The sequence below is a fragment of the Lysinibacillus sp. ZYM-1 genome, from assembly GCF_001308875.1.
In the GTDB taxonomy this organism is placed as follows: domain Bacteria; phylum Bacillota; class Bacilli; order Bacillales_A; family Planococcaceae; genus Lysinibacillus.
Window position 1 is genome coordinate 1 of the sequence record NZ_KQ465145.1, and the last position, 25,601, is coordinate 25,601.

Annotated in this window: 22 protein-coding genes; 14 read left to right on the forward strand and 8 right to left on the reverse strand. The window is 37.4% G+C overall.

Annotated elements, in window-relative coordinates; genetic code table 11:
- The coding region (locus AO843_RS21150; RefSeq protein ID WP_197278978.1) for a transposase at nt 1-343 on the forward strand (343 nt) is incomplete at its 5' end.
- Nucleotides 344-595: 252 nt separating this feature from the next.
- Here the strand turns inward: AO843_RS21150 and AO843_RS21155 are convergent.
- Entirely contained in the window at nt 596-1,849 is a 1,254-nt protein-coding gene (locus AO843_RS21155) for an MFS transporter (protein ID WP_054613052.1), read from the reverse strand.
- A gap of 607 nt (nt 1,850-2,456) precedes the next feature.
- Here AO843_RS21155 and AO843_RS21160 point away from each other — a divergent pair.
- On the forward strand, nt 2,457-4,025 hold the full coding sequence (locus AO843_RS21160) for a glycoside hydrolase family 10-like protein (protein WP_054613053.1): 1,569 nt from the start codon (nt 2,457-2,459) through the stop codon (nt 4,023-4,025).
- Between the two features lie 60 nt (nt 4,026-4,085).
- Here AO843_RS21160 and AO843_RS21165 read toward each other — a convergent pair whose 3' ends face one another.
- The gene (locus AO843_RS21165; RefSeq protein WP_054613054.1) at nt 4,086-7,175 is read right to left on the reverse strand and encodes an efflux RND transporter permease subunit; all 3,090 of its coding nucleotides are present in this window, start codon (nt 7,173-7,175) and stop codon (nt 4,086-4,088) included.
- 99 nt (nt 7,176-7,274) lie between these two features.
- On the opposite strand from AO843_RS21165, the gene AO843_RS21170 reads away from it, so the two are divergent.
- Nucleotides 7,275-8,108: a TetR/AcrR family transcriptional regulator gene (locus AO843_RS21170; RefSeq protein WP_054613055.1), complete on the forward strand. Its 834-nt coding sequence runs from the start codon at nt 7,275-7,277 to the stop codon at nt 8,106-8,108.
- 50 nt (nt 8,109-8,158) lie between these two features.
- Here the strand turns inward: AO843_RS21170 and AO843_RS21175 are convergent, their stop codons facing one another.
- From AO843_RS21175 to AO843_RS21190, 4 genes are all read right to left on the reverse strand, one after another.
- Complete coding sequence (locus AO843_RS21175; protein WP_054613056.1) at nt 8,159-8,962, reverse strand: serine/threonine-protein kinase; 804 nt, start codon at nt 8,960-8,962, stop codon at nt 8,159-8,161.
- Between the two features lie 354 nt (nt 8,963-9,316).
- Complete coding sequence (gene rnjA / locus AO843_RS21180; protein WP_054613057.1) at nt 9,317-10,984, reverse strand: ribonuclease J1; 1,668 nt, start codon at nt 10,982-10,984, stop codon at nt 9,317-9,319.
- A 5-nt stretch (nt 10,985-10,989) separates the two neighbouring features.
- Entirely contained in the window at nt 10,990-11,199 is a 210-nt protein-coding gene (locus tag AO843_RS21185) for a DNA-dependent RNA polymerase subunit epsilon (protein ID WP_054613058.1), read from the reverse strand.
- A gap of 47 nt (nt 11,200-11,246) precedes the next feature.
- Nucleotides 11,247-11,498: a hypothetical protein gene (locus tag AO843_RS21190; RefSeq protein WP_054613059.1), complete on the reverse strand. Its 252-nt coding sequence runs from the start codon at nt 11,496-11,498 to the stop codon at nt 11,247-11,249.
- A 135-nt stretch (nt 11,499-11,633) separates the two neighbouring features.
- On the opposite strand from AO843_RS21190, the gene AO843_RS21195 reads away from it, so the two are divergent.
- Nucleotides 11,634-12,404, forward strand: a complete 771-nt coding sequence (locus tag AO843_RS21195) for a Cof-type HAD-IIB family hydrolase (RefSeq protein WP_054613060.1) — start codon at nt 11,634-11,636, stop codon at nt 12,402-12,404.
- 51 nt (nt 12,405-12,455) lie between these two features.
- On the opposite strand, the gene AO843_RS21200 is transcribed toward AO843_RS21195, so the two are convergent.
- On the reverse strand, nt 12,456-13,229 hold the full coding sequence (locus AO843_RS21200; protein WP_054613061.1) for a DeoR/GlpR family DNA-binding transcription regulator: 774 nt from the start codon (nt 13,227-13,229) through the stop codon (nt 12,456-12,458).
- Nucleotides 13,230-13,374: 145 nt separating this feature from the next.
- Between AO843_RS21200 and AO843_RS21205 the strand changes: the two genes are divergently transcribed.
- The 5 genes from AO843_RS21205 to phnX are packed head-to-tail and all read left to right on the forward strand — an operon-like array spanning nt 13,375 to nt 18,635.
- Nucleotides 13,375-14,127, forward strand: coding sequence for an ABC transporter ATP-binding protein (locus AO843_RS21205; RefSeq protein WP_054613062.1), 753 nt, complete (start codon nt 13,375-13,377; stop codon nt 14,125-14,127).
- Nucleotides 14,120-15,751: an ABC transporter permease subunit gene (locus AO843_RS21210; protein WP_054613063.1), complete on the forward strand. Its 1,632-nt coding sequence runs from the start codon at nt 14,120-14,122 to the stop codon at nt 15,749-15,751. Before AO843_RS21205 ends, AO843_RS21210 begins: the two co-directional genes overlap by 8 nt.
- Nucleotides 15,748-16,734 (forward strand): extracellular solute-binding protein, encoded by a 987-nt coding sequence (locus AO843_RS21215; protein ID WP_054613064.1) that lies wholly within the window; start codon nt 15,748-15,750, stop codon nt 16,732-16,734. Before AO843_RS21210 ends, AO843_RS21215 begins: the two co-directional genes overlap by 4 nt.
- A 13-nt stretch (nt 16,735-16,747) precedes the next feature.
- Nucleotides 16,748-17,848: a 2-aminoethylphosphonate--pyruvate transaminase gene (phnW, locus tag AO843_RS21220; protein ID WP_054613065.1), complete on the forward strand. Its 1,101-nt coding sequence runs from the start codon at nt 16,748-16,750 to the stop codon at nt 17,846-17,848.
- On the forward strand, nt 17,838-18,635 hold the full coding sequence (phnX, locus tag AO843_RS21225) for a phosphonoacetaldehyde hydrolase (RefSeq protein ID WP_054613066.1): 798 nt from the start codon (nt 17,838-17,840) through the stop codon (nt 18,633-18,635). Before phnW ends, phnX begins: the two co-directional genes overlap by 11 nt.
- Nucleotides 18,636-18,708: 73 nt before the next feature.
- On the opposite strand, the gene def is transcribed toward phnX, so the two are convergent.
- Nucleotides 18,709-19,266, reverse strand: a complete 558-nt coding sequence (gene def, locus AO843_RS21230) for a peptide deformylase (protein WP_054613067.1) — start codon at nt 19,264-19,266, stop codon at nt 18,709-18,711.
- Nucleotides 19,267-19,660: 394 nt separating this feature from the next.
- Here def and pdhA point away from each other — a divergent pair, with 394 nt between their 5' ends.
- From pdhA to AO843_RS21255, 5 genes are all read left to right on the forward strand, one after another.
- A complete protein-coding gene (gene pdhA, locus AO843_RS21235) occupies nt 19,661-20,776 on the forward strand; it encodes a pyruvate dehydrogenase (acetyl-transferring) E1 component subunit alpha (protein WP_054613068.1) in 1,116 nt (371 codons plus the stop codon).
- Nucleotides 20,777-20,779: 3 nt separating this feature from the next.
- Nucleotides 20,780-21,757, forward strand: a complete 978-nt coding sequence (locus AO843_RS21240; protein WP_054613069.1) for an alpha-ketoacid dehydrogenase subunit beta — start codon at nt 20,780-20,782, stop codon at nt 21,755-21,757.
- A 47-nt stretch (nt 21,758-21,804) separates the two neighbouring features.
- Nucleotides 21,805-23,139, forward strand: a complete 1,335-nt coding sequence (locus AO843_RS21245; RefSeq protein WP_054613070.1) for a dihydrolipoamide acetyltransferase family protein — start codon at nt 21,805-21,807, stop codon at nt 23,137-23,139.
- A 4-nt stretch (nt 23,140-23,143) separates the two neighbouring features.
- The gene (gene lpdA / locus AO843_RS21250; RefSeq protein ID WP_054613071.1) at nt 23,144-24,559 is read left to right on the forward strand and encodes a dihydrolipoyl dehydrogenase; all 1,416 of its coding nucleotides are present in this window, start codon (nt 23,144-23,146) and stop codon (nt 24,557-24,559) included.
- A gap of 121 nt (nt 24,560-24,680) precedes the next feature.
- Entirely contained in the window at nt 24,681-25,463 is a 783-nt protein-coding gene (locus AO843_RS21255) for an SDR family NAD(P)-dependent oxidoreductase (RefSeq protein WP_054613072.1), read from the forward strand.
- Nucleotides 25,464-25,601: the final 138 nt, after the last annotated feature.

A 25,601-nucleotide genomic window follows, 5' to 3' on the forward strand; every position in this document is an offset into this window, starting at 1 on the left:
GAGGGAAGGATATCGTCAATATAAATCGAATCCTTTAATTTGTGCTAAGTGTCCAAGCCTATCACAATGTACAGAAAGTAAGAATCACCAAAAGCTCATTCAACGCCATATTTGGGAATCTTATGTGGAGGAAACCGAACATTTACGACATGCCTATGACATCAAACAAATCTATGCAAAGCGTAAAGAAACCATTGAGCGAGTCTTTGCGGATGCGAAGGAAAAGCATGGGATGCGATGGACAACCTTAAGAGGTCTTAAAAAATTGTCCATGCAGGCGATGCTTACTTTTGCTGCCATGAATTTAAAGAAACTGGCTACTTGGACGTGGCAGGTAACTTAAAAGAGTTTTTATGCTTGAAGAGTATGTTTAAACGGGTAGAAAATCACCATTTTTAAACATATTCATAGAAGAAAAAAAGACAAAAGGAATCGAGTGTGAACTTCTAGATTCCTTTTGTCGACAGTCTGAAAGCCCTACATAGAGTAGGGCTTTTTTTAGCGTCAAGAAAGTCTGTATGCGTTTAGGGTTGTTTATAAGCTAAGTTTTTATTGTTTTTTTTATCATCAACAAATTATCTCTTATACGAAATCTTCACTTTTTTGATAGCGTGTCAACATCCATATGCTCGGCAGTAGGTCTGCCAGCTTTTAATAAGACTTTACTGCCCAGAAGGAAAAATCCTTGGATAAATAATAGGATTCCTGTACCGATGAGTAGCCACTCAATAGCAATAACATCTGCAATTGGACCGAAAATTAGCATACCTAAAGGCATCATAGAGGTAGATATCATACTAAGTATGCCAAATACTCTTCCCATATAATCACTTTCTACTTTTTCTTGTAATAACACCGTTGCGGGTGTGTTAAAGATTGGCATAGCTATTCCGGTAACTGTCATGATCACGAGATACAGCCAAAAAACAGGAATGATTCCGAGAGCCACTGTACAAAGGCCGAATAATAAAGCAGATAATGTCATTGTATGCACTTTATTTTTAAAGCCACCCCATGTTGCGATTGCGATACCACCAATTAACATCCCAATGGCAAAGGCCATCTCGATGGCAGTCAAACGCCAGACATCATCACCAAAGCTACGGGTAACTTGCAAAGGTGTTAAAAAGGCAGCAGGTGCAGCGAGCAGCATGAAAAAGGCAAAGAACAAGAACAATTGTTTTAAGAAAGCATGCTCTTTAATGTAGATGAAGCCTTGTTTCATATCACTAAAATAACCTGTTGTTTGTGGCTGATTAGCTTTCGCATGTGCAGGAATTTGCAGAAATATTAAGAAGATAGCGATGGCAATAGCAGCTGTCGTCACATCAATTAAGAAAATAGACTCAATTGAAGCCATCGTTAATAATGCACCACTTGCCATAGGTGCAAGAATCATGATAAACGCTTGAATACTACTATTTGCACCATTGACTTTCATTAAATGCTCTTCAGGCACAAATTGCGGTAAAATAGCGCCCACAGCTGGTGTTTGAATACCTGCACCAACTGCACGTACCGCCGATATAACAAATAGTAGCCAGAGCTCATCATAGCCGATTAAAAATAAAATGGCTAAAATTAGCGTGGATAAGGCAATCATGCCATCTGCCAATATAATAAGCCATTTTCGGTTATAGCGATCTGCCCAGACACCAGCAATAGGTGATAAGAAGAAGGTTGGTAAAAAGCCACAAATAATCGCAAGGGTCATCATGCTGCCCGATTGCGTTGTAAGCGTGATATACCATGTAATGGCATATTGCACAAGAGCAGAGCCAAAAAGTGAAATCGTTTGACTACTTAAAAAAAGTATCGTATTACGTTTCCATTGTTCCAATTTCGTCATCCCTTTCTAACAGTAGTGCCTGTGTGGAAAGTTAAAAGACAACAAAAAAGAGGGGAGTAGAAGTCCCCTCTTTTCCAGTATTCCTAAAACAGACTAGACCTAATTCCATTTTCCTTGCACAACAGGCAAAGTGTACACATATTTAATTAGTAATGTGAAATCGTAGTCTAATTGAAGCTGTCATTTGGAATACCCTCCGTTCTATATAAGTTGTGTTGATTGTAGCATAAAGTTCATCGGTGCGTAAAGAATGAATCAAACAAAAACTAGGTTGAATTTAAAAATATGGAAATTATAAAAATGGTTTGATAAACTTAGAACAAAAATGAAAGGTAGATCATCTGTGCTTTTTTCATTGTTCTACTATATTAATAGATTTCATTTAGGGAAAAGTATATTCACCGCTTTCTCGCAGATTTTGTGTTTTTAATTATACATATATTGGAATTATATAGAGTGTTTATTGGATTTCAATCATGCTCCCCTAAAATCAAAGGGAAGAATTACGATTGTATTACTTCATTCATCTGGTGAAGTTGCTTCGGGGACGTGCATATAGCGAGCACTTATCATATACTAAAATAGATAAATAGAAAATGGAGGAAATATGAGAAATAAAAATAGTAAATGGAAACTTATTGCTTTAGTCGCGATGATTTTTGTGTTATGCCTATCGACAATTCCTGTAAAGACGGTGAAGGCAAGCACGACACAGCCGAAAAAGGAAATGCGGGCTGTCTGGATTTCAACCGTTCTCAATCTTGATATGAAAGCAGGTATGACTAAGGAGCAGTATACGGCTTGGGCACGCCAAACATTGGATCAATTAAAAGCCAATAAATTGAATACGGTTATTTATCAAGTAAGACCGACAAATGATGCAATGTATGAGTCTGAGCTAGCGTCATGGTCGTCTTACATAACAGGGAAAAAGCAAGGTACAAATCCTGGTTACGATCCTCTTGAGATAATAATAGAGGAGGCACATAAACGGGGTATGGAGCTGCATGCATGGATGAATCCTTATCGTGTAACAATGTCTGGACAAAAGCTAACTGACCTTGCTGCCGATAATGTGGCAAGAACACATCCAAACTGGGTTATCAAATATGGCAAGCAATATTATTTAAATCCAGGTTTACCCGAAGTGCAAAACTATTTAGTTGAAATAGTAAGAGAGCTAGTAGCCAATTATGATATTGATGCAGTTCATATGGATGATTATTTTTATCCATACAAAATTGCTAATGAAGCTTTCCCAGATCAAGCAGCTTACAAAAAATATGGTGCTTCCTTTAAAAAGGTGGAAGATTGGCGACGAGATAATGTCAACCAGCTTGTAGAAAATCTTTACACAGCCATTAAAGACACAAAGCCATATGTTCAATTTGGGATTTCACCATTTGGCGTTTGGCGCAATAAATCACTGGATAAAACAGGAAGCGATACACGAGCTGGTGTCAATAATTACGATGATTTATATGCAGACGTCAGAACATGGATTCAAAATGGCACGATTGATTACATTACACCTCAAATTTATTGGTCAAGAACATTATCTGTTGCGAAATACGGGACATTGCTAGATTGGTGGAGCCATGAAGTACAAACATATGCAAAAACGCATCCTGTTCATCTATACATTGGACTAGCTGATTACAAGGTTGGCAATGACAGTGATGCAGCATGGAAAAATAAAATGGAATTGCCAAGTCAAATACTAGCAAATCGTTCGGAAAAGGTAGCAGCCGAGGGGCAAATGCACTTCTCCTTAAGAAGTCTTCAAAACAATAAATTAGGTTATGCAACGATTGTTAGTCAACAACTATATAATTATACAGCGTTGACACCAGAAACATCTTGGGATGAAGACACAGTGCCGAACACGCCGACTTTTGCACAAGTGACAAAGGAAGCGGCAGGTCGCACGATTGAAATTATAGACGAAAATGAAACACAGCCTCGTAAGTATGTCATTTATCGTTTTGCAGGGAACAGAGAAGGTTCTTATAATGACCCTCAAAATATAGTGGATGTTGTTTATAATATGGATGGCATTACTAAATTTGTGGACAAGTCGGCTCTTGCTAAGCAAAGCTATACATACGGCATTACGGCTGTATCTGCTACAGGTGTGGAAAGTAAGGAAGCTTTTGTAGTGAAAGAAGATCAGTAACAGCTTATGATTAAAAAAACAGCTACACATGCGATTGAATCGCGTGTGTAGCTGTTTTTATTAATTTTCTTCACTATCTTTACGGTTTTTCTTTAACATCTTAGATAGCATTTCATAAACAATTGGTACTACAACTAATGTTAATAGTGTGGAAGATAATAAACCACCAATTACTGTAATAGCTAAGTCTTTAGAAATTAAACCACTACCGCCAGAACCCAGTGCCATCGGAACCATAGCGCCGATTGTTGCAATGGCTGTCATAAGAATTGGGCGTAAACGTGTTGCCCCTGCTTCGAGGATCGCTTCACGCATGGCCAGACCATCATGTTCCATATGAATGATGCGGTCGACTAATACGATGGCATTGGTTACAACGATACCAATCAACATCAATAGACCCATCATGACAGATACAGAAATCGTTTGACCTGTTACGAATAAACCAACAAATGCACCAATTACGGCGAATGGTAGTGAGAATAGAATAGCGAACGGAGCTAAACCTTCACCGAATGTGACAACTAAGATGAAGTATACAATGGCAATTGCCGCCAGCATAGCAACACCCAACTTCGTGAATGTTTCTTGCATATCTGCAGCAACACCAGCAACACCTGTTGTTACACCTTTTGGTAAATCTAATTTATCAATTTTCTTATCAGCAGCAGAAGTTGCTTTTGAAATATCATCGCCGATAATCGTACCGGATACAGTTGCGAAGTATTCACCTTTTGAACGAGATAGTGAGTTAAGAGTCGTACCTTCTTCAACATCTACTAGCTCACCAATCGTCATCGTTGTGCCTAATGCTGTTTTAATTTCAGTTGCTAAAACATCATCAAGCGAAGTCGCAGCTGCTTTGGCATCACGTTGAACAATGACATCAATATCTTTTCCATCATTTTTCACCGTTGTTAAAACTTCTTGTGATGTATTTGCATTTAAAGCCATCACGATTTGAGCAGTTGTTAAACCATATTGAAGGACATTTTTCTGTTCTACTTTTAGTACATTTTCTACATATGGATCTTCATTATCAGATTTAATATCTTCTAGGCCATCCACATCTTTTAAAGCACCTTCAACTTGATTTACAGCATCTCGTAGTTTATCTAAGTCATCACTGTATAGTGTGTAGCTTACTTCGTTTGAAGACATAGACATCGAAGAGAAATTCTGAGATTTCCATTCTCCTGATTGACCGATATTAAATACATAGTCTTCCACTTCTTCACGAGCTTTAGGGAAGTCTTTCATATCTGGATCAAAGATTAGGTACATTAAAGCACCGCCAGCGCCTCCGCCCATCATCATTGCTGATGGATCGACATTGTTCGCATCTGTAATGGAAACTTGTAAAATATCAACGTCTTTACGTTTCATTAATTCTTTTTCAACTTTTTCAACATTAGCCGCAGTTTCATCTGCAAGCTCACCAGTTGAAGGAGTATATGTTAGGTACATAACTTTTTCTTCTTGTGATCCCATAAAGCTAAACCCAATTAAAGGTGTTAATGCTAGTGAACCGACAAGTAAGAAAATCGCAATTAGAGACGTAATAATTTTATGATTTAAAGCTTTTTCTAAAATACCTTTGTACCATGTTGCTAGTTTACCAACTTCTTTATGCTGGCTTTCTTTTTTCTCACCGTATAATTTTTTACGGAATAAGAAATGAGATAATGCAGGTACAATTGTAATTGCTACTAATAATGATGCACCTAATGCAAACGTCATTGTCAGTGCAAATGGCATGAATAATTCGCCAACCATACCACCTACAAAAATAAGTGGAGCAAATACAGCCACTGTAACTAATGTTGACGAAAGGATCGGTTTAAACATTTCAATTGTTGCTTCACGAATTAATGCTCGACCTGTTAATTTTTCCTGTTTTAAATGGATACGTCGATAAATATTTTCAACAACTACAATCGAGTCATCGATAACACGTCCGATGGCAACGGTAATCGCACCAAGGGTCATAATGTTTAATGTAATATCCATCCAGTTTAGCAGCAGTAATGCCATGAAAACTGAAACTGGGATCGAAACAATCGAAATAATTGTTGATTTGAAATCTCGTAAGAATAACAAGATGATTAATACAGCAATTGCACCACCAAATACTGCTTTTTCAATCATTGTAAAGACAGAATCTTCGATTGGGGCACCTTGGTCAAGTGAGATGTCTACGTTTAGGCCGTCTAAACGTTTTTCTTCATCTTTCATAAGGTCTTTTACTGCATTTACAACTGTTACCGTATTAGCATCTTGGCCCTTAACGATTTGAATAGCAATGGCATCTTTACCGTTTGTACGGGACACAGATTGTACTTTACCTTCTACTTCAATCTTTGCAATGTCACCAAGACGAACGAATGGTGAAGGATTTGTTGCTGAAGGTGTGACTGGGATTAATAAATCTTTTAGTTCATCCACAGATTTTACCTTACCGTCTACGGAAACGGCCTGTTCGCCAACAGCAAATTGATATAAACCAAGTGACAATGACATATCACTTGCCTGAATCATTTGCTTGACTGATTCCTCAGTTAAGCCTAATGCAGCCATTTTTTCTTCATCATATTTAAATGATACTTGTTCAATGTGCTGACCTGTGATGGTTGCAGAAGCAACACCATCAATTTTTTCGATTTTTGGAAGTAAAACATCTTCTACTGTAGAAGTAAGATCGACAATGTCTTCCTTAGAACTACTTATGGATAAAGCTACTACTGGCATCATGTTCATGCTAATTGCCATAATAGTTGGCTCTTGGGCACCTTCAGGTAATTTAAGATTATCTAAAGCTGCTTCTAACTGCCGTTTTTTCTCATCCATATCAATACCGTAGTCGTATTCAACTTGCACTTGTGCTACGTTGGAAGATGATGTTGAGTAAACTGCCTTGACATCTTCTAAGCTTTCTATGGATTTCTCAAATGGGATGGAAAGTTCATTCATGACTTGTTCAGGCGTTGCACCAGGATATACGCCCATGACAATTAAGTATGGGATCGAGATATCGGGTATAGATTCCATTTTCATTCTTGTACCGGAATAAATACCAGAGACAGTGATGATAATTGTTAATAGCCACACTGCCAATTTGTTTTTCAATACGAAATTAACTAAACCTTTCACCTTCACACCTACCCTTTATTGACTATCTAAATTCAATTATTTATACTAATGACTAATCGGTCATTTGTCAACGAAATGCATTAGGAGAGAGTTAAAAATATGTTAAAAAAGCAATTAATTATGGAGAAAGCATTAGAACTGTTTTCTGAACAGGGCTTTGAAGCTACATCTGTACAGCAAATAACGGAACGTTGTGGGATTTCTAAGGGTGCGTTTTATTTATCCTTCAAAACAAAGGATGAACTTGTTATCTCTATGGTTGACTATTATTTACAACAATTTATTATAGATGTTGACCGAGTAGTCAGAGGGAAGTATAACAAAGAAACGATATTGGTTGAATTTTATAAAAGCATCTTTCAGGCATTTAAAGATCACTCTGCTTCCGCTCGAGTATTTTTTAATGAGAAAGTCTTCCTAACAAAAAAAGAACTATTTTATAAAATAACTGCGTATGAAGCAGAGATGTCTAAATCCATCATCTATATGCTTGAGCAACTATATCAGGATAAACTACAAAAAACAAAGTACGATGTCATGTACTGTATTAAAGGTTTTATGAAGAGCTATGCTGAGCTTTTTATCTTTTCAGATATGCCGCTTGATTTAGAACAATTAGCTAAATCTTTAGCAGAGAAAACAGATATTATCGCACGCCATACAACGATACCTTTTATTACGGAGGAACTTGTTACATTTATTGCTAAACCTTGTGAACAGGACATATCTAAGGATACGTTACTGCAATTAATGGAACAAAATATTGATAATACAGAGGATTCCATAGAAAAAGAGTCACTGGAGCTATTAAAACAAGAAATTGAAAAGCCAACATACAGTAAAGCCATCATAAAGGGGTTAATTGAAAATTTGCGTCTTAACCCAGTGTATCATTGGATTGCTTATGTATGTGCAAAATACTTTAATATTTGAACTTTAGAATAGAATTGTTCACTTATCAACAGGTGAACAATTCTATTTTTTTATCTTCCTTTGGAATGCATAGAGACATGTATTAAATGCGGTAGAGATTGCCATGCCTCTATGGCGCTACTAAATGGTTCTTGAATCCATAACAATCGTTCGAGAAAGTCCTTCACTTCTATCGGTAAATCCAATTCCTGCTGCCAAGCATATTCTTTCTTTTTACTCGGCTTATAGTCTGAGTAAAGTAAGAACAATAGAAAATGGCCAACGAAATAAAGATCGCTAATATGATTTTCGGCTCGCTTAGGATTTTGTATCGAAGAAAGCTCAACTGTCTTTTGCAATGTTGTAGCGAGACCGAAATCTATAATGTGTAGTTGCTGATTGACTAATAATATATTGGGTATACGTAAATCCTGATGGACAATTCCATGATTGTGTAGCATGATAATTTGTTCTAAAAGCTGTTTTGTAATGTCAAGTGACTGAGTGACAGTGAATTTAACTCCATCTTGAAAAATAAGCTGCTCAAAAGTTTGGCCGTTTATATAGTCCATAATAAAAAATGGCACATCTTGAATAGTTCCAGTGGAATGGATTGTAGGTATATTAGGCAGTGATAATTGTTGAAGAATTTGAATTTCTTGACTGAATTTATGTATGGTTTTTTGGTGATGACGATGTTTGGGACGCAAGCACTTTAAGACAAACAGCCTTTCAGATGAGCAATTTTCAATTAAGTGCGCCCGACCATATGAGCCAAAGCCAAGAAATTTTTTATAAGTGAAATCTGGATGTTCGGCTATGAAAAATTCAACAGCATGATCGAAGCCTTTTTCGGAATATCGTTTCCACCACATTAGCTACTGAAGAAACTCAAAGAGCTGAAAAAACTGCGTGAGCTTTTACGAGAACTACGTTTATAATGCTTATGACCATAATAATTATGACGTTTTGAATGTCTGCGACGACTGCTCGATGAAGAATTATGACGTTTAGATTTACCATTGAGTAGGGAATGAAGAATTTTATCTAGCATGAAAACGCTCCTTTTTGAAGTTGTTATTACTATATACGCAAAAATAAAAAAGGAGGTTTCAAAAAAATAAAAAAAACTAAGGTAAATTTACAAATGTTCTTTTTTAGGGTCAAAATAGTTTAATCAACAAAAAGAAAGAAGCTATGTAACATTTACATAGCTTCTTTACACGAGGTTAAACCTCCATAATAATCGGTAGAATCATTGGTCGACGTTTTGTCTTTTCGAATAGGTAAGGACCTAAAACGTCTGTTATTTCATTTTTTAACTCTGTCCATTGAGGGGTTTTACTTTGGATTGTTTGATTTAGATGGCGATTAAGCATTTTTTGTGCTTCATTGATCATCGTACCTGATTCGCGCATGTAAACGAAACCACGAGAAATAATGTCAGGACCAGAAACAATTTTTTGATTTTCCATATCGACACTTACCACAACAATGACTAAGCCTTCTTCAGAAAGAATGCGTCGATCTCGTAACACGATATTGCCGATATCTCCAATACCATTACCATCAATATAAACATCTCCAGAAGGTATACGGCCAGCAACATGTGCCTCATTGGCACTTAATGCCAATACATCACCATTTTCCATAACAAATGTATTTTCAAGCGGAACATCGCAATCTTCCGCTAGGTGTGTATGCATTTTTAACATACGATATTCACCATGGATAGGCATAAAGAATTTAGGTTTCATTAAGCGCAGCATCAATTTTTGCTCTTCTTGTGAGCCATGACCAGATGTATGGATATTGTTCAATGCACCATGAATAACTTCTGCACCTGCACGGAACAATAAATTGATGATTTTATTGACACTCACAGTATTACCTGGAACGGGTGAAGAAGAGAAAATAACTGTATCACCAGGTTGTATTTGGATTTGACGATGAGTTCCATTTGCAATACGTGATAATGCAGCCATTGGTTCACCTTGTGAGCCTGTACATAAGATCATTACTTCATTCGCTGGAAGTCGATTAATGCTTTGAGCATCTATAAATGTATCCTTTGGAGCGTTGATATAACCAAGTTCACGACCAATTGTAATAGCATTATCCATTGAGCGACCAAAGACAGCAATTTTTCTTCCATATTTTATAGCAGCGTCTGTTGCTTGTTGTAAACGGTGAATGTTTGACGCAAATGTAGCAAAAATAATTCGGCTATCAACTTTACGGAAAATTTCATCGATACTCTTGCCGACTGTACGCTCTGACATTGTAAAATTAGGCTTTTCAGCGTTTGTACTATCTGATAGTAAGCAAAGTACGCCATCTCGTCCGATTTCGGCCATCTTTGTTAGGTTGGCCGGTTCGCCAACAGGTGTAAAGTCGAATTTAAAGTCACCTGTGTGAACGATATTACCAGGTGGTGTTTTGACAACAATTCCATATGCATCTGGAATACTATGTGTTGTTCTAAAGAAGCTAACAGATGTTTTTCTAAATTTAATAACATCCTCTTCTTTAATTTCAATGAGTTTAGTTGTACGTAGCAAGCCATGTTCTTCTAATTTATTACGTAATAAGCCAAGTGCGAGCTTACCACCATAGACTGGGACATTTACTTGACGTAATAAGTAAGGAATACCGCCGATATGATCCTCATGTCCATGGGTAATAAATAGTCCTTTAATTTTGTCGACATTACGTACTAAATACGTATAGTCAGGAATAACATAGTCAATGCCGAGTAAGTCGTCTTCTGGGAATTTAATTCCAGCGTCAATTAAAATGATTTCATCTTGAAATTGAACGCCATAAGTATTTTTGCCGATTTCGCCCAGTCCGCCGAGCGCGAAAACAGCTGCTTGGTCATTTTTAACAAACTTCATGTTTGTTAAATTTCCTCCAAGATGAAGTTCGGACTTGCTTGTTCGTACTCTAAATAGTTACCTTCAAGCAGTTGAATGAACTCGATATTGTAGTTTCTGTCTTTTAGCTTTTGACGTACTTCGCGTTCTGAAGTAGCTTCAAGGTATAGACTTTTAGTATTTTCGCGAACTGGAATCTCATTTGCATTTTGTTGATAATAAACTTTGTAAATCATAGTTTGCTCTCCTTTAATTGCGTACAATTTTCTTGCACCTTTGACTACTACCACACACGTGCTACAAGAAAACAACGAATTTCTTGTAAGAAGAAATGTACGTTTGTAGTCCTTGTATCTCTATGCTTCGGTTGTGCACTATGTTTTAAAATGAATAGGAAGTAGTGAGACAGTGGTTGCGTATAGCCAAATAAATGCATTTCCTTTATATTATCACGCAGTTCCTCTAAAATAAAGAAAAGCCCTTCAAATAATGAAGGGCAAATGTTAGGCAATTGATTTTTTTCCGAGTACGCCACGAAGTTGCTTCAACAATTTCCGTTTTAGTTTCTTCAGCATGGCACATCACTCCTTAGGATCATTATAATTAAAATTATTGTCTATGTAAAGTCATTCACCTTGAATGAATAATATTTATAGAAAGGGATTATAAAATGAATAAAATTTTATTTTTTGATGTTGATGGCACGCTCTATAACAGTGAAAAAAAATTACCTACCTCTGCAAAAGAAGCTCTTATGGAAGCACGCCGCAATGGCTATGAATTGGCAATTGCTACAGGCCGAGCACCTTTTATGATTGAAGCATTACTAGAAGAACTTGATATTGATACGTATGTTACTTTCAATGGCCAGTATGTTGTCTATAAGGGTGAGGTTGTCTATACAAATGGAATTGAAAAGGAAGACTTAGCTGAAATTATTGCTTTTGGTGAAGCACGCAATGAACCAGTAGTATTTTTAGATGACAAACGTATGATTGCGTCTGTCAGTGATCATAATATGGTAGCGGAAAGCTTGGATACACTTAAATATCCGTATCCAGAATTAGACTCATCTTATTATATGCAGAACGATGTTTATCAAACACTTATATTCATGGAAGAAAAAGATGAACCTTTATATTGTGAAATGTTTCCGAATGTCCAATTTGTCCGTTGGCATCAGTATTCTTGCGATATTTTGCCAAAGGGTGGCTCAAAGGCGGCAGGCATTGAAAAAGTATTGGATAAAATGGGCATCACGTTAAAGGATGCTATTGCTTTTGGAGATGGCATTAATGATATAGAAATGCTGCAAGCTGTCGGGACAGGCGTTGCTATGGGGAATGGTCATGAACGAGTGAAGGCTGTTGCTCATCATATTGCAGATCATGTAGACGAAGATGGTCTCGCTAAAATAATGCGTAAGCTTGCCATCATATAATAAAGAAGCAACTAGTTAGAGCGCATAGCAACTAGTTGCTTTTTTGTTAAATTAATGCTGGTCCTCAGTAGTACTTACAATTTTTATCTGTACACCTTTGTCTGAAAAATGCTGAAGCGTTTTTTTAGACAGTGCGTTATCTGTAATGATGACATCTACTTCTTCCACAGGACATACTTGAATCGCTACATCTTTATTAAATTTTGAGGAATCAGTAGCTACATAGACAGTTTGAGAGATGGAGATAATTTTTTTTCTAGTGATAGCCTCTTCTAGGTTGAAATCAGAAATCCCTTTTTCAATAGATACCCCACTAGCACAAATAAAAGCTTTATTGATATTTAGATGTTCGAAGTGGAAGAGAAATTCGTTCGATGTAACAGATTTTTCGGAGTGACGAATTTTTCCTCCAAGAAGTATGACTTCAATATTAGAGCCGATTAGATCAAATGCTACAGGTAATGAGTTTGTCACCACTGTTAGTTTTTCCTTGTCTAATAAAAATGGTGTCATTTGATATGTAGTTGTTCCGCTATCAATGAAAATACATTCTCCATCCTGAACAAGTGAAGCACTTGCTTTGGCAATGGCGATTTTTTCTGTTAACCGTTCATGAAGTCGTTGATCAATTAATCCCTCAACAGGCTCAATATATTTAACCCCTCCATAAAACTTCTCAATTTTCTTATCTAACATCAGTTGTTGGATATCACGACGAATTGTTTCCATCGAGACATTAAATTCTTTTGTGAGTGTTACTAATTTCACAACCTTATGTTGTCTTACAAATTGCAAAATTTGTTGTTGCCTTTCTATCATATACATTTCATCACCTCTATTAGATATTTACTCAAAGTAATCACAACTTTGTCAACAGTTTGTCTAAATTTACTCAACATTTACACAAAAACGCATTTTCCTTTACAAATTGTCACTATACTAAAGCTAAGAACTGAGAGAGGTGACCAATTTGTTAGAACTAAAAAATATCTCAAAAAGCTATAAAAATAAGCAGGTTTTAGTAGATATCAATGTGACCATCGAATCAGGTGAAATCATATCGTTATTAGGGCCAAGTGGTTGCGGTAAAACTACTTTGCTTAATATCATCTTAGGGCTTGCAGAGCAAACGGGTGGTCAACTTATCTACAATGGGCAAGATATATCAAAGCAATCTATGCAAGAAAGAGGATTTAATATTGTGTTTCAGGATTTTGCATTATTTCCTCATTTAAATGCATACGACAACATTGTTTATGGATTGAAAAACAAAAATAGTCAAATGTCCAAAGAAGAAGTACAGGAATATATTGATTTTTTAGAGCTGACTCCACATTTGCATAAAAAGATTCACGAATTGTCAGGTGGTCAAAAGCAACGAGTATCTATTGCTAGAACACTTGTTATGCAGCCAAAAATTCTCTTGTTAGATGAGCCACTAAGTGCACTCGATGGAGTGATTAAGGAATCTATAAAGGAACGCATTAAATCAATTGCTCGTGAATTTAATTTGACAACGATTATTGTGACACATGATCCGGAAGAAGCGCTAACTTTATCGGATAAAGTCTTGATCATTAATGAAGGAACAGTTGCTCAATTCGGCACGCCACACGAAATCGTAGGAGCACCTAAGAATTCATTTGTTGAGGACTTTATATTAAGACAGCTTCATATTAAGCGTCACAATATTTATCAATTGTTTGGAGAAACATATGCTTAAAACGGATAAAATGATGAAATTAATCTTTCTGCCGATTCTATTATTTCTTCTATTCTTTTTAATTGTGCCATTGATATACATGTTTTGGCAGTCTTTCAAAATAGGAAATGTAATTACTATTCAAAATTATATAGATGCTTTAAAAAATGTAGAAATCCGTGATGCTTTCTTCAATAGCTTTAAAGTCTCTTTTGTAGCATCGGCCATCACAACCATATTAGCTTTTTTATTGGCCTATGCTGTTCATTTTACAACGATGCATCGTCATACGAAAAAACTAGTACAAATAGGAATCACGTTACCAATGCTGCTGCCGACCATCACTTATGGGTTTGTGCTGATTTATGCATTTGGTAATCAAGGGATCCTGACAAGGTTAGTTGGACAACCTCTTTTCACTATTTATGGATACAACGGATTGGTGATAGGTTACATCCTATACACATTGCCAGTCGCTTTTATTTTAATGCAAAACTCCATGCAATATATCGATAAACGGTTCTTGCTAGTGTCCATGTTAATGCATGATCGCCCACTTCGTCGTTTTTATCATACTGTATTTCGTCCGATGCTAGGGACAATTGGTGGGGCCTTTATTTTGACGTTTATTTTAAGCTTCACAGATTTCGGTATACCTGCATCGGTTGGCGGAAATTACAGGGTGATTGCCACGGAACTCTATCAAGCTATGTTAGGTTCTATCGTGCATTTTGAGCGTGGGGCAGTTATCTCTGTGTTAATGCTTGTCCCGGCTATACTGGGTGTTGTCATGTTAACGGTTTTAGAACGCTTTAATTTTCAATATAAACAAGCCGGGCGGAGTGAACTTGTAAAACATCGTCTTCGTGACGCGCTATTCACTGGTTATTCAATTCTCTCTGTTACAGTAGTGCTTATCATTTTTTCAACTATGTTTATCGTTCCTTTTACGAAAGGTTATCCCTATGATTTTAGCTTTACATTTGAGCATGTTCAAAATGTATTAGCAGAAAAAGATTTAACAAAGGTTTATGTCAATTCACTTATCGTGGCGGTATTAACAGCTGTTTTAGGCGTTGTCATCACTTTTATGTCTGCCCTTCTCAATGCGAGGACACCATTAAAAGGAAGAAAAAGCTTAGATATTGCCTCCATGATCACAAACACAGTTCCAGGAATGGTGCTTGGTCTATCGTATTTGTTTTTCTTTAATGGAAGTTCATTAAAAGGCACATTTCTCATCATTATTGCATGTAATATTGTGCATTTCTTTACAACGCCTTATTTAATGGCCAAAAATTCATTACAAAAGATGGATCCTACATGGGAAGTGACAGCGGAGCTATTAAAAGACTCTTGGCTAAAAACAGTTATACGTATCATATTGCCGAATATTAGATCGACTATTTATCAAATGTTTAGCTACTACTTTTTAAATGCAATGGTCACGGTCAGTGGCGTTATTTTCCTTGTAAGCACAAAAACGATGCTTGTATCGACACGGATAAAAGAACTTCAGCATTTCGCAAAATATACCGATATTTTCGTACTATCGATATTCATTTTATGTACAAACCTCATTGTGAAATTAGGTTGTGATTATATAACAGCACATAAAGAAAAAGTAGAGGAGATCTCAAAATGAAAAAATCAACAGTCATGATGTTAGGGACAGTTAGTGCGGCAGCGATAGTTTTAGCTGCATGTGGAGGGGCAGAAGCCGGTTCAAAAGATCAAGTAATTATTTATTCGAATGCTGATGATGAGGCCATTGAAGTAATGGAATCTACATTAGATGACAAAGGCTATAAAGGGAAATATTTAATTCAATCCTTTGGTACCTCTGAGTTAGGTGGAAAAATGATGGCTGAAGGGACAGATATTGAAGCAGATGTCGTAACGATGGCTTCTTATTTTATAGAAAGCGCGCAAACTTCTAAATCTATGTTTGTGGATATTTCCTCGGACTTAAAGCCTCTTGATGGCAGTGTTACATATGCATTGCCGATTTTAGGAAATGTTGGCTCGATTTTTATCAATACGGATGTATTACAACAAAAAGGATTACCTGTCCCGAAAACGATAAAGGATTTGACAGACCCTGCCTTTAAAGATTTAGTATCATTCCCAAATATAATGGATTCCTCAACAGGCTGGCTGTTAGTACAAGCTATTATCAAAGAATATGGTGAGCAAGAAGGGCAAAAGGTTTTGGCAGATTTAATTAAAAATGCTGGACCTCATATTGAAAGCTCTGGGTCAGGTCCAATAAAAAAAGTGAAGACAGGTGAAGTAGCAGTTGGTTTTGGTTTGCGTATTCAAGCCATTGATGCAAAAAATGAAGGGCTCCCAATTGATTATATTGACCCAACAGAAGGGAATTTTACGCTAACAGAATCAGTGGCTGTAGTGGATAAAGAGGGAGATGAAACACTAGCCAAAGAAATAGCGAAAGCAATTGCAACAGAGGCTCGGAGCGGTTTACTAGAGCAATATCCTGTAGCTCTTTATGAAGGAGAGCAAGTAAAGGCTGAGCATGTGCCAGCGTATCTTAAAAAATGGGATACAACCCTGACAGTAGATTTATTAGAAAAACACCAAGCTTTCTTTAAAGAAGCGCAAAAATAAGGAGTTATAGAAGATGAGCAACTATAAATTATTGACACCAGGACCATTAACAACAACTAATACAGTCAAACAGGAAATGTTAAAAGATCGCTGTACATGGGATGACGACTATAAAAATGTGACGCAAGCGATCCGGAAACAGCTCTTAGATTTAGCTCAAGTTGATGAGTCCGATTACACAGCAGTGCTAATGCAAGGTAGTGGTAGTTTTGTTGTAGAATCTGTGCTGACAACGGCTGTTGGTGAAGGTGATAAAGTGCTAATCCTAACGAATGGCGCTTATGGTGAAAGAATTGTTGAAATGGCTAAAGTGTTAAGGATAGCGCATGTTGTTTATCGTGTTCCTTATGCTGAACAGCCCTCATCATTAGAAGTTCAAGCTTTACTTGAAAAAAATGCAAGTATTACACATGTGGCGATTGTGCACTGCGAAACAACTACTGGTATTTTAAATCCAATTAAAGAAATCGGAGAAGTCGTTTATTCTTTCAACAAAACATTTATCGTAGATGCAATGAGTAGCTTTGGTGGTGTACCAATGGATTTATCAGACTTGCATATTGATTTTTGTATTAGCAGTGCCAATAAATGCATTCAAGGTGTTCCAGGGTTTGGTTTTGTAATTGCCAAAACTGATGAATTAGTAAAATGCAAAGGACAAGCGCGTAGTGTAGCATTGGATTTATACAGTCAATGGGAAGTAATGAAGAGAGATGGAAAGTGGCGTTTTACTTCGCCGACTCATGTAGTAGCAGCCTTTGCGAAGGCATTAGAGGAGTTAGTGGAAGAAGGCGGAGTCAACGCACGTTATCAACGTTATGCTGATAATAATCAACTACTGCGTTCTCGTTTATCAGCACTTGGGTTTGAAGCGTATATTTCTGAAGAGCTACAATCACCGATTATTACAACTTTTTTGTTCCCTCATAAAAAGTTTTCTTTTGAACATTTTTATCAGGAAATGAAAAAAGCTGGGTTTGTCATCTATCCCGGCAAGTTGACGGATGTAGATACATTCCGCATTGGTAATATTGGTGATATATACGAGGAAGATATGCTGGCATTATGTGAAGTCATTAAAAATTATATGGTGGTGAAAAATCATGAAAATTGAAACGGTAATTTTGGATTGGGCAGGAACAGCGGTTGATTTTGGTTGCTTTGCCCCTGTAAATGTCTTTTTAACGATTTTTGAAGATGCGGGTGTAGCAGTAACGCTTGAAGAGGCTCGAAAACCAATGGGCATGCTGAAAATTGAACATATTCGTACGATGCTTGAAATGCCAAGAATTAATGACGAGTGGAAACGAGTTCATGGTCAACATTTTACAGTGGAAGATGTACATGTCCTATACAATCAGTTTGAATCGAAGTTAATGGAATCTTTAGCAACCTATACAGATCCTATCCCGCATGTGATAGCGACGGTAAAGCAATTAAGAGAAGCGGGTATTCGATTTGGCTCTACTACAGGCTACACGAATTCTATGATGGAAGTGGTAACAAAACATGCAGCTACTAAGGGCTATCAACCAGATTTTTTAGTGACCCCTACACAAGTGAGTGATAAGGGACGACCATATCCGTACATGATTTTCAGAAATATGGAGGCGTTAGGATCCAAATCAATCAAGCAAGTAGTAAAGGTTGGTGACACTACCTCTGATATAAAGGAAGCTTTGAATGCGGGTGTCTGGGCTGTAGGTGTTATTATTGGAAGTTCAGAAATGGGGCTGTCTGAAGAAGAGTTCCAAGCTTTAACTGAAGAAGAACGACAACAAGTCATTGAAAAAACGAAACGTATTTTTGAGACGACTGGTGCACACTATACAATTGAAACGATGGAAGAACTACCCTCGTTAATTAACAAGATCAATGATAGGTTAGCAAGTGAAAGGTAACGAATAGGACTTGAAGACACCGAACGAAACAAACCTCGGCAGAAATGCCGAGGTTTGTTTTGGTAATTCACTTTTAGTCACGCTCATAAGGGATTGAATCTGGAATATCCTCAAATGGATTTTTTTCATTGATACGGTCGTAAAACATTACACCGTTCAAATGATCTAATTCATGCTGAAAGGCGATAGCAGGCAATCCTTTGAGGCGCATTTTCTTTTCTTCACCATCTATGGTTTTAAATTTTACTGTAATGCGTGCATGACGTGGTACGTATCCAGGAACATTACGATCAACTGAAAGACAACCTTCTCCGGCTGAAAGGTATGTGTTTTCAACAGAATGGCTCACGATTTTTGGGTTAATAGCTACAAAGCTTAATTGTTCACCAGCCTCATCTTGCAAATGAAGTGCGAACATACGTTGTAGACTATTTACTTGATTAGCAGCTAGGCCTATACCGCTACGTAAATTATATTTTTCTGCCATTTCAGGATCTTGGCTGTTGATTAAATACTGAAGCAAATCCTCAGCAAGCTGTCTTGTTTCATCAGATAATGGGAATTTAACTTCCTCAGCTTTCGTGCGTAAAGTCGGATGACCTTCGCGGATAATATCATCCATTAAAATCATATAGTAATCTTCCTTTCAACTTTGTAGTGCTCTATTTATAAGTATACATCACGTCTAAAAACAATCACATGAAAAAAGACCTTATTTGAATATACTCAAAAAATTTTTCGATTGCTATTAGATTTTCTAGAATGGGGTATTCTACTATTGGAAAACCTGTTGGAAAACTTAAGAATTACAAGGTGTAAATATGGTGTTCTAATACAGAATTTTGATATTGGTAATACAGTATAGGACAGGGATGTTTGAATGTTATTTTAGAAAAAATCTTTGTTTATAGCTGTAATATATGATTGACCGACAGTATTTTATTCAGTATACTGAGTGTCAAGAATAAGTTGTACTAGTCAAAAAGGTGATTTATTTTAATACAGCTGAAAGGGAGATGTGACAAATGAGCAAGAAAAACAATAATATTTTTGATGCTAAACAAACGCTAACTGAAATCGAAGATAAGTTTGAAATGTTTCAAATTTTGAATGAAGAAGGCGAAATTATAAATAATGAGGCAGATCCTAAATTATCGGATGAAGAACTAGTTGAGCTAATGACACGTATGGTTTACACACGTATCTTAGACCAACGTTCAATCTCACTGAACCGTCAAGGTCGTTTAGGTTTCTATGCACCAACGGCAGGTCAGGAAGCTTCTCAGCTTGCTTCACACTTTGCATTAGAACAAGAGGATTGGATTTTACCAGGGTATCGTGATGTTCCACAAATCGTGTGGCATGGCTTACCTTTAGATAAAGCGTTTTTATTCTCACGCGGACATTTCATGGGGAACCAAGTTCCTGAGGGTGTAAATGTTTTAGCACCTCAAATCATTATCGGTGCTCAATACATTCAAGCAGCAGGTGTTGCACTAGGTATTCAAAAGCGTGGAAAAAAAGCGGTTGCAGTAACATACACAGGTGATGGTGGTTCATCACAAGGGGATTTCTACGAAGGTATTAACTTTGCAGGTGCATTTAAATCGCCGGCAATCTTTATTGTACAAAATAACCAATTTGCAATTTCTACACCACGTGAACTACAAACAGCTGCAAAAACAATTGCTCAAAAAGGTGTGGCAGCAGGTTTACCAAGTATATTAGTAGATGGAATGGATGCGCTTGCAGTATACGTTGCAACTCGTGATGCACGTGAGCGCGCTATTAATGGTGAAGGTCCAACGTTAATTGAAACAATGTGTTACCGTTACGGCCCACATACAATGGCTGGGGATGACCCAACACGTTACCGTACTTCTGATACAGATAATGAATGGGCACAAAAAGACCCGCTTGTACGTTTCCGTAAATACCTAGAGGCAAAAGGCTTATGGGATGAGAAGAAAGAAGAAGCAGTAATCGAGCGTGCAAAAGAAGAAATTAAAGAAGCCATCAAAAAAGCAGATGCAGCTCCAAAACAAAAAGTAACAGAGTTAATGGATAACATGTATAAAGGCGAAATGCCATCTAACTTAAAAGAACAGTATGAAATCTATAAAGAGAAGGAGTCGAAATAACCTATGGCACAAATGACGATGATTCAAGCAATTACAGATGCACTTCGCACAGAATTAAAGAATGATGAAAACGTTCTTGTATTCGGGGAAGATGTAGGTGTTAACGGTGGGGTATTCCGCGCGACAGAAGGCCTACAAAAAGAATTCGGGGTTGACCGCGTTTTTGATACGCCATTAGCAGAATCAGGTATTGGTGGCTTAGCAATCGGTCTTTCTCTACAAGGATTCCGTCCAGTTCCTGAAATTCAATTCTTCGGCTTTGTTTATGAAGTAATGGATTCAATCAGTGGTCAGTTAGCACGTATGAGCTACCGTAGTGGCGGTGTATACAATGCACCAGTAACAATTCGTTCACCATTTGGTGGTGGTGTGCATACTCCTGAGATGCACTCAGATAGCTTAGAAAGCTTAATGACAGCACAACCAGGTTTAACAGTGGTTGTACCATCAACACCTTATGATGCAAAAGGTTTACTTATCTCATCTATTCGTAATGACAACCCTGTTATTTTCTTAGAACATTTAAAACTTTACCGTTCATTCCGTGAAGAAGTACCAGAAGAAGCATACGAAATTCCACTAGGGAAAGCGGATGTAAAACGTGAAGGTAAAGATTTAACAATTGTTGCTTACGGTTTAATGGTTCACGAAAGCTTAAAGGCTGCGGAGGAACTTGAAAAAGAAGGTCACTCTGTAGAAGTAATCGACTTACGCACAATTCAACCAATTGATGTAGAAACAATTATTGCGTCTGTAGAAAAAACAGGTCGTGCAATCGTTGTACAAGAAGCACAAAAACAAGCAGGTATCGCAGCAAATGTAGTAGCAGAAATTACAGAGCGCGCAATTTTAAGCCTAGAAGCGCCTGTTCTTCGTGTGGCTGCACCAGATACTGTGTACCCATTCCCACAAGCTGAAGGTGTTTGGTTACCAAACTACAAAGATGTAATGGAAACAGCGAAAAAAGTTTTAACATTCTAATGAAGCTTCTAAACTTGAACATCAGCAAATAGAAAGGATGGGTACACATGGCATTTGAATTCAGATTACCGGATATTGGCGAGGGAATTCACGAAGGCGAAATCGTGAAATGGTTCGTCAAGGCTGGAGATACAGTAAAAGAAGACGATATTCTTTGTGAAGTACAAAATGATAAAGCAGTAGTAGAAATTCCTTCACCAGTTGAAGGAACAGTAGAGGAAGTTTTAGTAGGAGAAGGAACAGTTGCCGTTGTAGGCGATGTTTTAATCCGATTTGATGCACCTGGCTATGAAGACTTAAAGCTAAAAGGTGATAGTCATGCTGAAGAGAAAACAGAAGCACAAGTTCAAGCAACTGCTGAGTCTGGTCAGAACGTAGAGAAAGCTCCTGCTAAAGAGGAGAAAGCACCAGAGAAAGCTCCTGAAAAAGCTGAGACAGTTGTTGATGAAACAAAACGTGTTATTGCGATGCCTTCTGTCCGCAAATTTGCACGTGATAACGATGTTAATATCCGTGAAGTAAAAGGTTCGGGCAAAAATGGTCGTATCTTAAAAGAAGATATTACAAACTTCTTAAATGGCGGAGGAACGGTTGAGACTGAATCAGCAACTGGTGTGACGGTTGAAGAAGCAGTTCAACAAGAAACGACTCCAGCAGCACCAGTTGTTCTTGAAGGGGAATTCCCAGAAACTCGTGAGAAAATGTCTGGTATTCGAAAAGCAATTGCAAAAGCAATGGTACACTCGAAACAAACAGCTCCACATGTTACACTAATGGATGAAGTCGATGTAACAGCTCTTGTAGCGCATCGTAAAAAATTCAAAGATATCGCAGCTGAAAAAGGTGTTAAATTAACATACTTACCTTATGTAGTTAAAGCGCTTATTTCAACATTACGCGAATTCCCAGAATTTAATCGCTCATTAGATGATGCAACACAAGAAATTATTCAAAAGCATTACTACAATATTGGTATTGCAGCGGATACTGAAAAAGGTTTACTTGTACCAGTTATCAAGCATGCAGATCGCAAGTCTGTATTTGCAGTGTCAAATGAAATAAATGAGTTAGCGACGAAAGCCCGTGAAGGCAAACTTGCACCACATGAAATGAAAGGTGCTTCTATGTCTATTACGAATATTGGCTCTGCAGGAGGACAATGGTTTACACCAGTTATTAATCATCCTGAAGTAGCAATTCTAGGTATTGGTCGAATTTCAGAAAAACCTGTAATAAAAAATGGTGAAATTGTAGCCGCACCTGTGTTAGCATTATCATTGAGCTTTGATCATCGTATGATCGATGGAGCCACTGCGCAAAATGCTTTAAATCATTTAAAGCGTTTGTTAAGTGAGCCAGAATTATTATTAATGGAGGCGTAACAAAATGGTAGTAGGAGATTTCCCAATTGAAACAGATACTCTTGTCATTGGTTCAGGTCCTGGAGGATATGTAGCAGCAATTCGTGCAGCTCAAACTGGCCAAAAAGTAACAATCGTTGAAAAAAATGTACTTGGTGGCGTGTGCTTAAACGTAGGTTGTATCCCATCAAAAGCATTAATTTCAGTAGGTCACCGTTTTGAGCAAGCTAAACATTCAGATGACATGGGAATCATCGCTTCTGATGTGAAATTAGACTTCTCAAAAGCACAAGCATTTAAAGACAGCGTTGTTAAAAAATTAACTGGCGGTGTTGAAGGCTTACTTAAAGGGAACAAAGTTGAAATTGTACAAGGTGAAGCTTATTTCGTTGACGCTCATTCAGTGCGTATCATCAATGGTGAATCTGCTCAAACTTACACATTTAACAATGTCATTATTGCAACAGGTTCTCGTCCAGTTGAAATTCCAACATTCAAATTCTCTGAGCGCGTACTAAATTCTACTGGTGCACTTTCTTTACAAGAAGTTCCTGGTAAATTAGTAGTAATCGGTGGAGGTTACATTGGTACAGAGTTAGGATCTGCTTATGCAAACCTTGGCTCACAAGTAACAATTATTGAAGGCGGAAAAGATATTTTAGCTGGCTTCGAAAAACAAATGACTCAAATCGTTAAAAAAGGCCTTAAAAAGAAAGGCGTTGAAATGGAAGTAAACGCATCTGCTAAAGGCGTTGAAGAAACTGAAAACGGCGTAGTTGTAACTTATGAAGTTGGCGGAGAAGAGAAAAAAGTTGAAGCTGATTACGTATTAGTTACTGTAGGTCGTCGTCCAAATACTGATGAAATGGGCCTTGCTGAAATCGGTATTGAATTCGGTGAACGCGGTCTAATCAATGTAGACAAACAATGTCGTACAAATATTCCAAACATCTATGCAATCGGTGATATCGTTGCTGGACCTCAGCTTGCACATAAAGCATCTTACGAAGGTAAAGTTGCTGCTGAAGCGATTGCTGGTGAAAAATCAGTTGTTGATTATCTTGCTGTACCTGCTGTATGCTTCACAGATCCAGAAATGGCGACAGTTGGTTACAACGAAGAACAAGCAAAAGAGGAAGGTATCGATTACACTGCAGCGAAATTCCCATTTGCAGCAAATGGTCGTGCTCTTGCATTAAACCAATCAGAAGGTTTCGTGAAGCTTGTTGCACGTAAAGAAGATGGTTTATTAATCGGTGCTCAAATCGTAGGTGCTGGTGCATCTGATATGATCGCTGAAATGGGCTTAGCTATTGAAGGTGGTATGACTGCTGAAGATATCGCATTAACAATTCATGCTCACCCAACATTAGGGGAAATTACAATGGAAGCTGCTGAAGTACTACTTGGCAACCCAATCCACATTGTAGCAAAAAAATAATGTTAACTTTTTCAAACGGCTATAAAGCAAATGCTTTGTAGCCGTTTTTTTGTATATTGTTTGTAATTTTGTTAAAGTAAATATATTGAATGAATATTCGAAATTATTTGGGGTGATTATAATGGAACTAGGCTTAAATGGGAAAGTAGCAATTATCACGGGTTCAAGTAAAGGAATTGGTTATTATACGGCCATGCAACTTGTTAAAGAGGGGGCACAAGTTGTTCTTTGCGCTCGTGGAGAAAAACAGCTACAGGTGGCTGCTGGGTGTATTAAAAACGAAACAGGTGTAGATGTGTTAATTGTTCCGACTGATATTACAAAGGAAAAGGATTGTAAGTATTTAATTGAACGTACAGTAGAGCATTATGGACAGATAGACATCCTCATAAATAATGCGGGAACAGCTTCAGCCAATCCTTTCGAGTCAGTGAGCAGTGAACTGTGGCAAGCTGATTTAGATTTAAAGGTATTTGGGGCAATTCACTGCTCAAAATATGCCGCTCCGTATATGCGTAAGGCTGGCGGTGGTGCCATCGTTAACGTGGCAGCGGTGATGGCTAAAACACCTCCTGCAAGCTCACTACCAACAACCGTGAGCCGTGCAGCTGGACTAGCCTTAACAAAAGCGATGAGCAAGGATCTAGGAAAAGATAATATTCGAGTAAATTCTGTTTGTATTGGGCTTATTCGCAGTGACCAAATCGAAAAGAAATGGAAAAAGGAAGAACCCAATTTATCGTGGGAAGAATATTCCCGCAAGGTTGGTCAAACCATTCCACTTGGCCGTGTAGGAGATACACAAGAAGCAGCTAATGTTATTACTTTTTTAGTATCTAATGCAGCAAGTTATGTGACGGGTACTTCGGTTAATATTGATGGTGGATCTGGTCATGCACTTTAAAAATAGTAATATTTTTTAAGAAAAGGAAATTTAGTGAAGTCTAATAAAAACGAAGTAAGCATTTATGAGACAACCTCTATATTTTTCTTATTTTAAAGAAGAAGGCATTTAGCTTTCTTCTTTTTCTATTGTTTTTCT

Bases quoted from the DNA above. Each gene is read 5' to 3' on its own strand.
- AO843_RS21155 (WP_054613052.1), bottom strand. From the start codon at position 1,849: ATGACGAAATTGGAACAATGGAAACGTAATACGATACTTTTTTTAAGT.
- AO843_RS21160 (WP_054613053.1), top strand. From the start codon at position 2,457: ATGAGAAATAAAAATAGTAAATGGAAACTTATTGCTTTAGTCGCGATG.
- AO843_RS21170 (WP_054613055.1), top strand. From the start codon at position 7,275: ATGTTAAAAAAGCAATTAATTATGGAGAAAGCATTAGAACTGTTTTCT.
- AO843_RS21175 (WP_054613056.1), bottom strand. From the start codon at position 8,962: ATGTGGTGGAAACGATATTCCGAAAAAGGCTTCGATCATGCTGTTGAA.
- rnjA (WP_054613057.1), bottom strand. From the start codon at position 10,984: ATGAAGTTTGTTAAAAATGACCAAGCAGCTGTTTTCGCGCTCGGCGGA.
- AO843_RS21185 (WP_054613058.1), bottom strand. From the start codon at position 11,199: ATGATTTACAAAGTTTATTATCAACAAAATGCAAATGAGATTCCAGTT.
- AO843_RS21195 (WP_054613060.1), top strand. From the start codon at position 11,634: ATGAATAAAATTTTATTTTTTGATGTTGATGGCACGCTCTATAACAGT.
- AO843_RS21200 (WP_054613061.1), bottom strand. From the start codon at position 13,229: ATGTATATGATAGAAAGGCAACAACAAATTTTGCAATTTGTAAGACAA.
- AO843_RS21210 (WP_054613063.1), top strand. From the start codon at position 14,120: ATGCTTAAAACGGATAAAATGATGAAATTAATCTTTCTGCCGATTCTA.
- AO843_RS21215 (WP_054613064.1), top strand. From the start codon at position 15,748: ATGAAAAAATCAACAGTCATGATGTTAGGGACAGTTAGTGCGGCAGCG.
- phnW (WP_054613065.1), top strand. From the start codon at position 16,748: ATGAGCAACTATAAATTATTGACACCAGGACCATTAACAACAACTAAT.
- phnX (WP_054613066.1), top strand. From the start codon at position 17,838: ATGAAAATTGAAACGGTAATTTTGGATTGGGCAGGAACAGCGGTTGAT.
- def (WP_054613067.1), bottom strand. From the start codon at position 19,266: ATGATTTTAATGGATGATATTATCCGCGAAGGTCATCCGACTTTACGC.
- pdhA (WP_054613068.1), top strand. From the start codon at position 19,661: ATGAGCAAGAAAAACAATAATATTTTTGATGCTAAACAAACGCTAACT.
- AO843_RS21240 (WP_054613069.1), top strand. From the start codon at position 20,780: ATGGCACAAATGACGATGATTCAAGCAATTACAGATGCACTTCGCACA.
- AO843_RS21245 (WP_054613070.1), top strand. From the start codon at position 21,805: ATGGCATTTGAATTCAGATTACCGGATATTGGCGAGGGAATTCACGAA.
- lpdA (WP_054613071.1), top strand. From the start codon at position 23,144: ATGGTAGTAGGAGATTTCCCAATTGAAACAGATACTCTTGTCATTGGT.
- AO843_RS21255 (WP_054613072.1), top strand. From the start codon at position 24,681: ATGGAACTAGGCTTAAATGGGAAAGTAGCAATTATCACGGGTTCAAGT.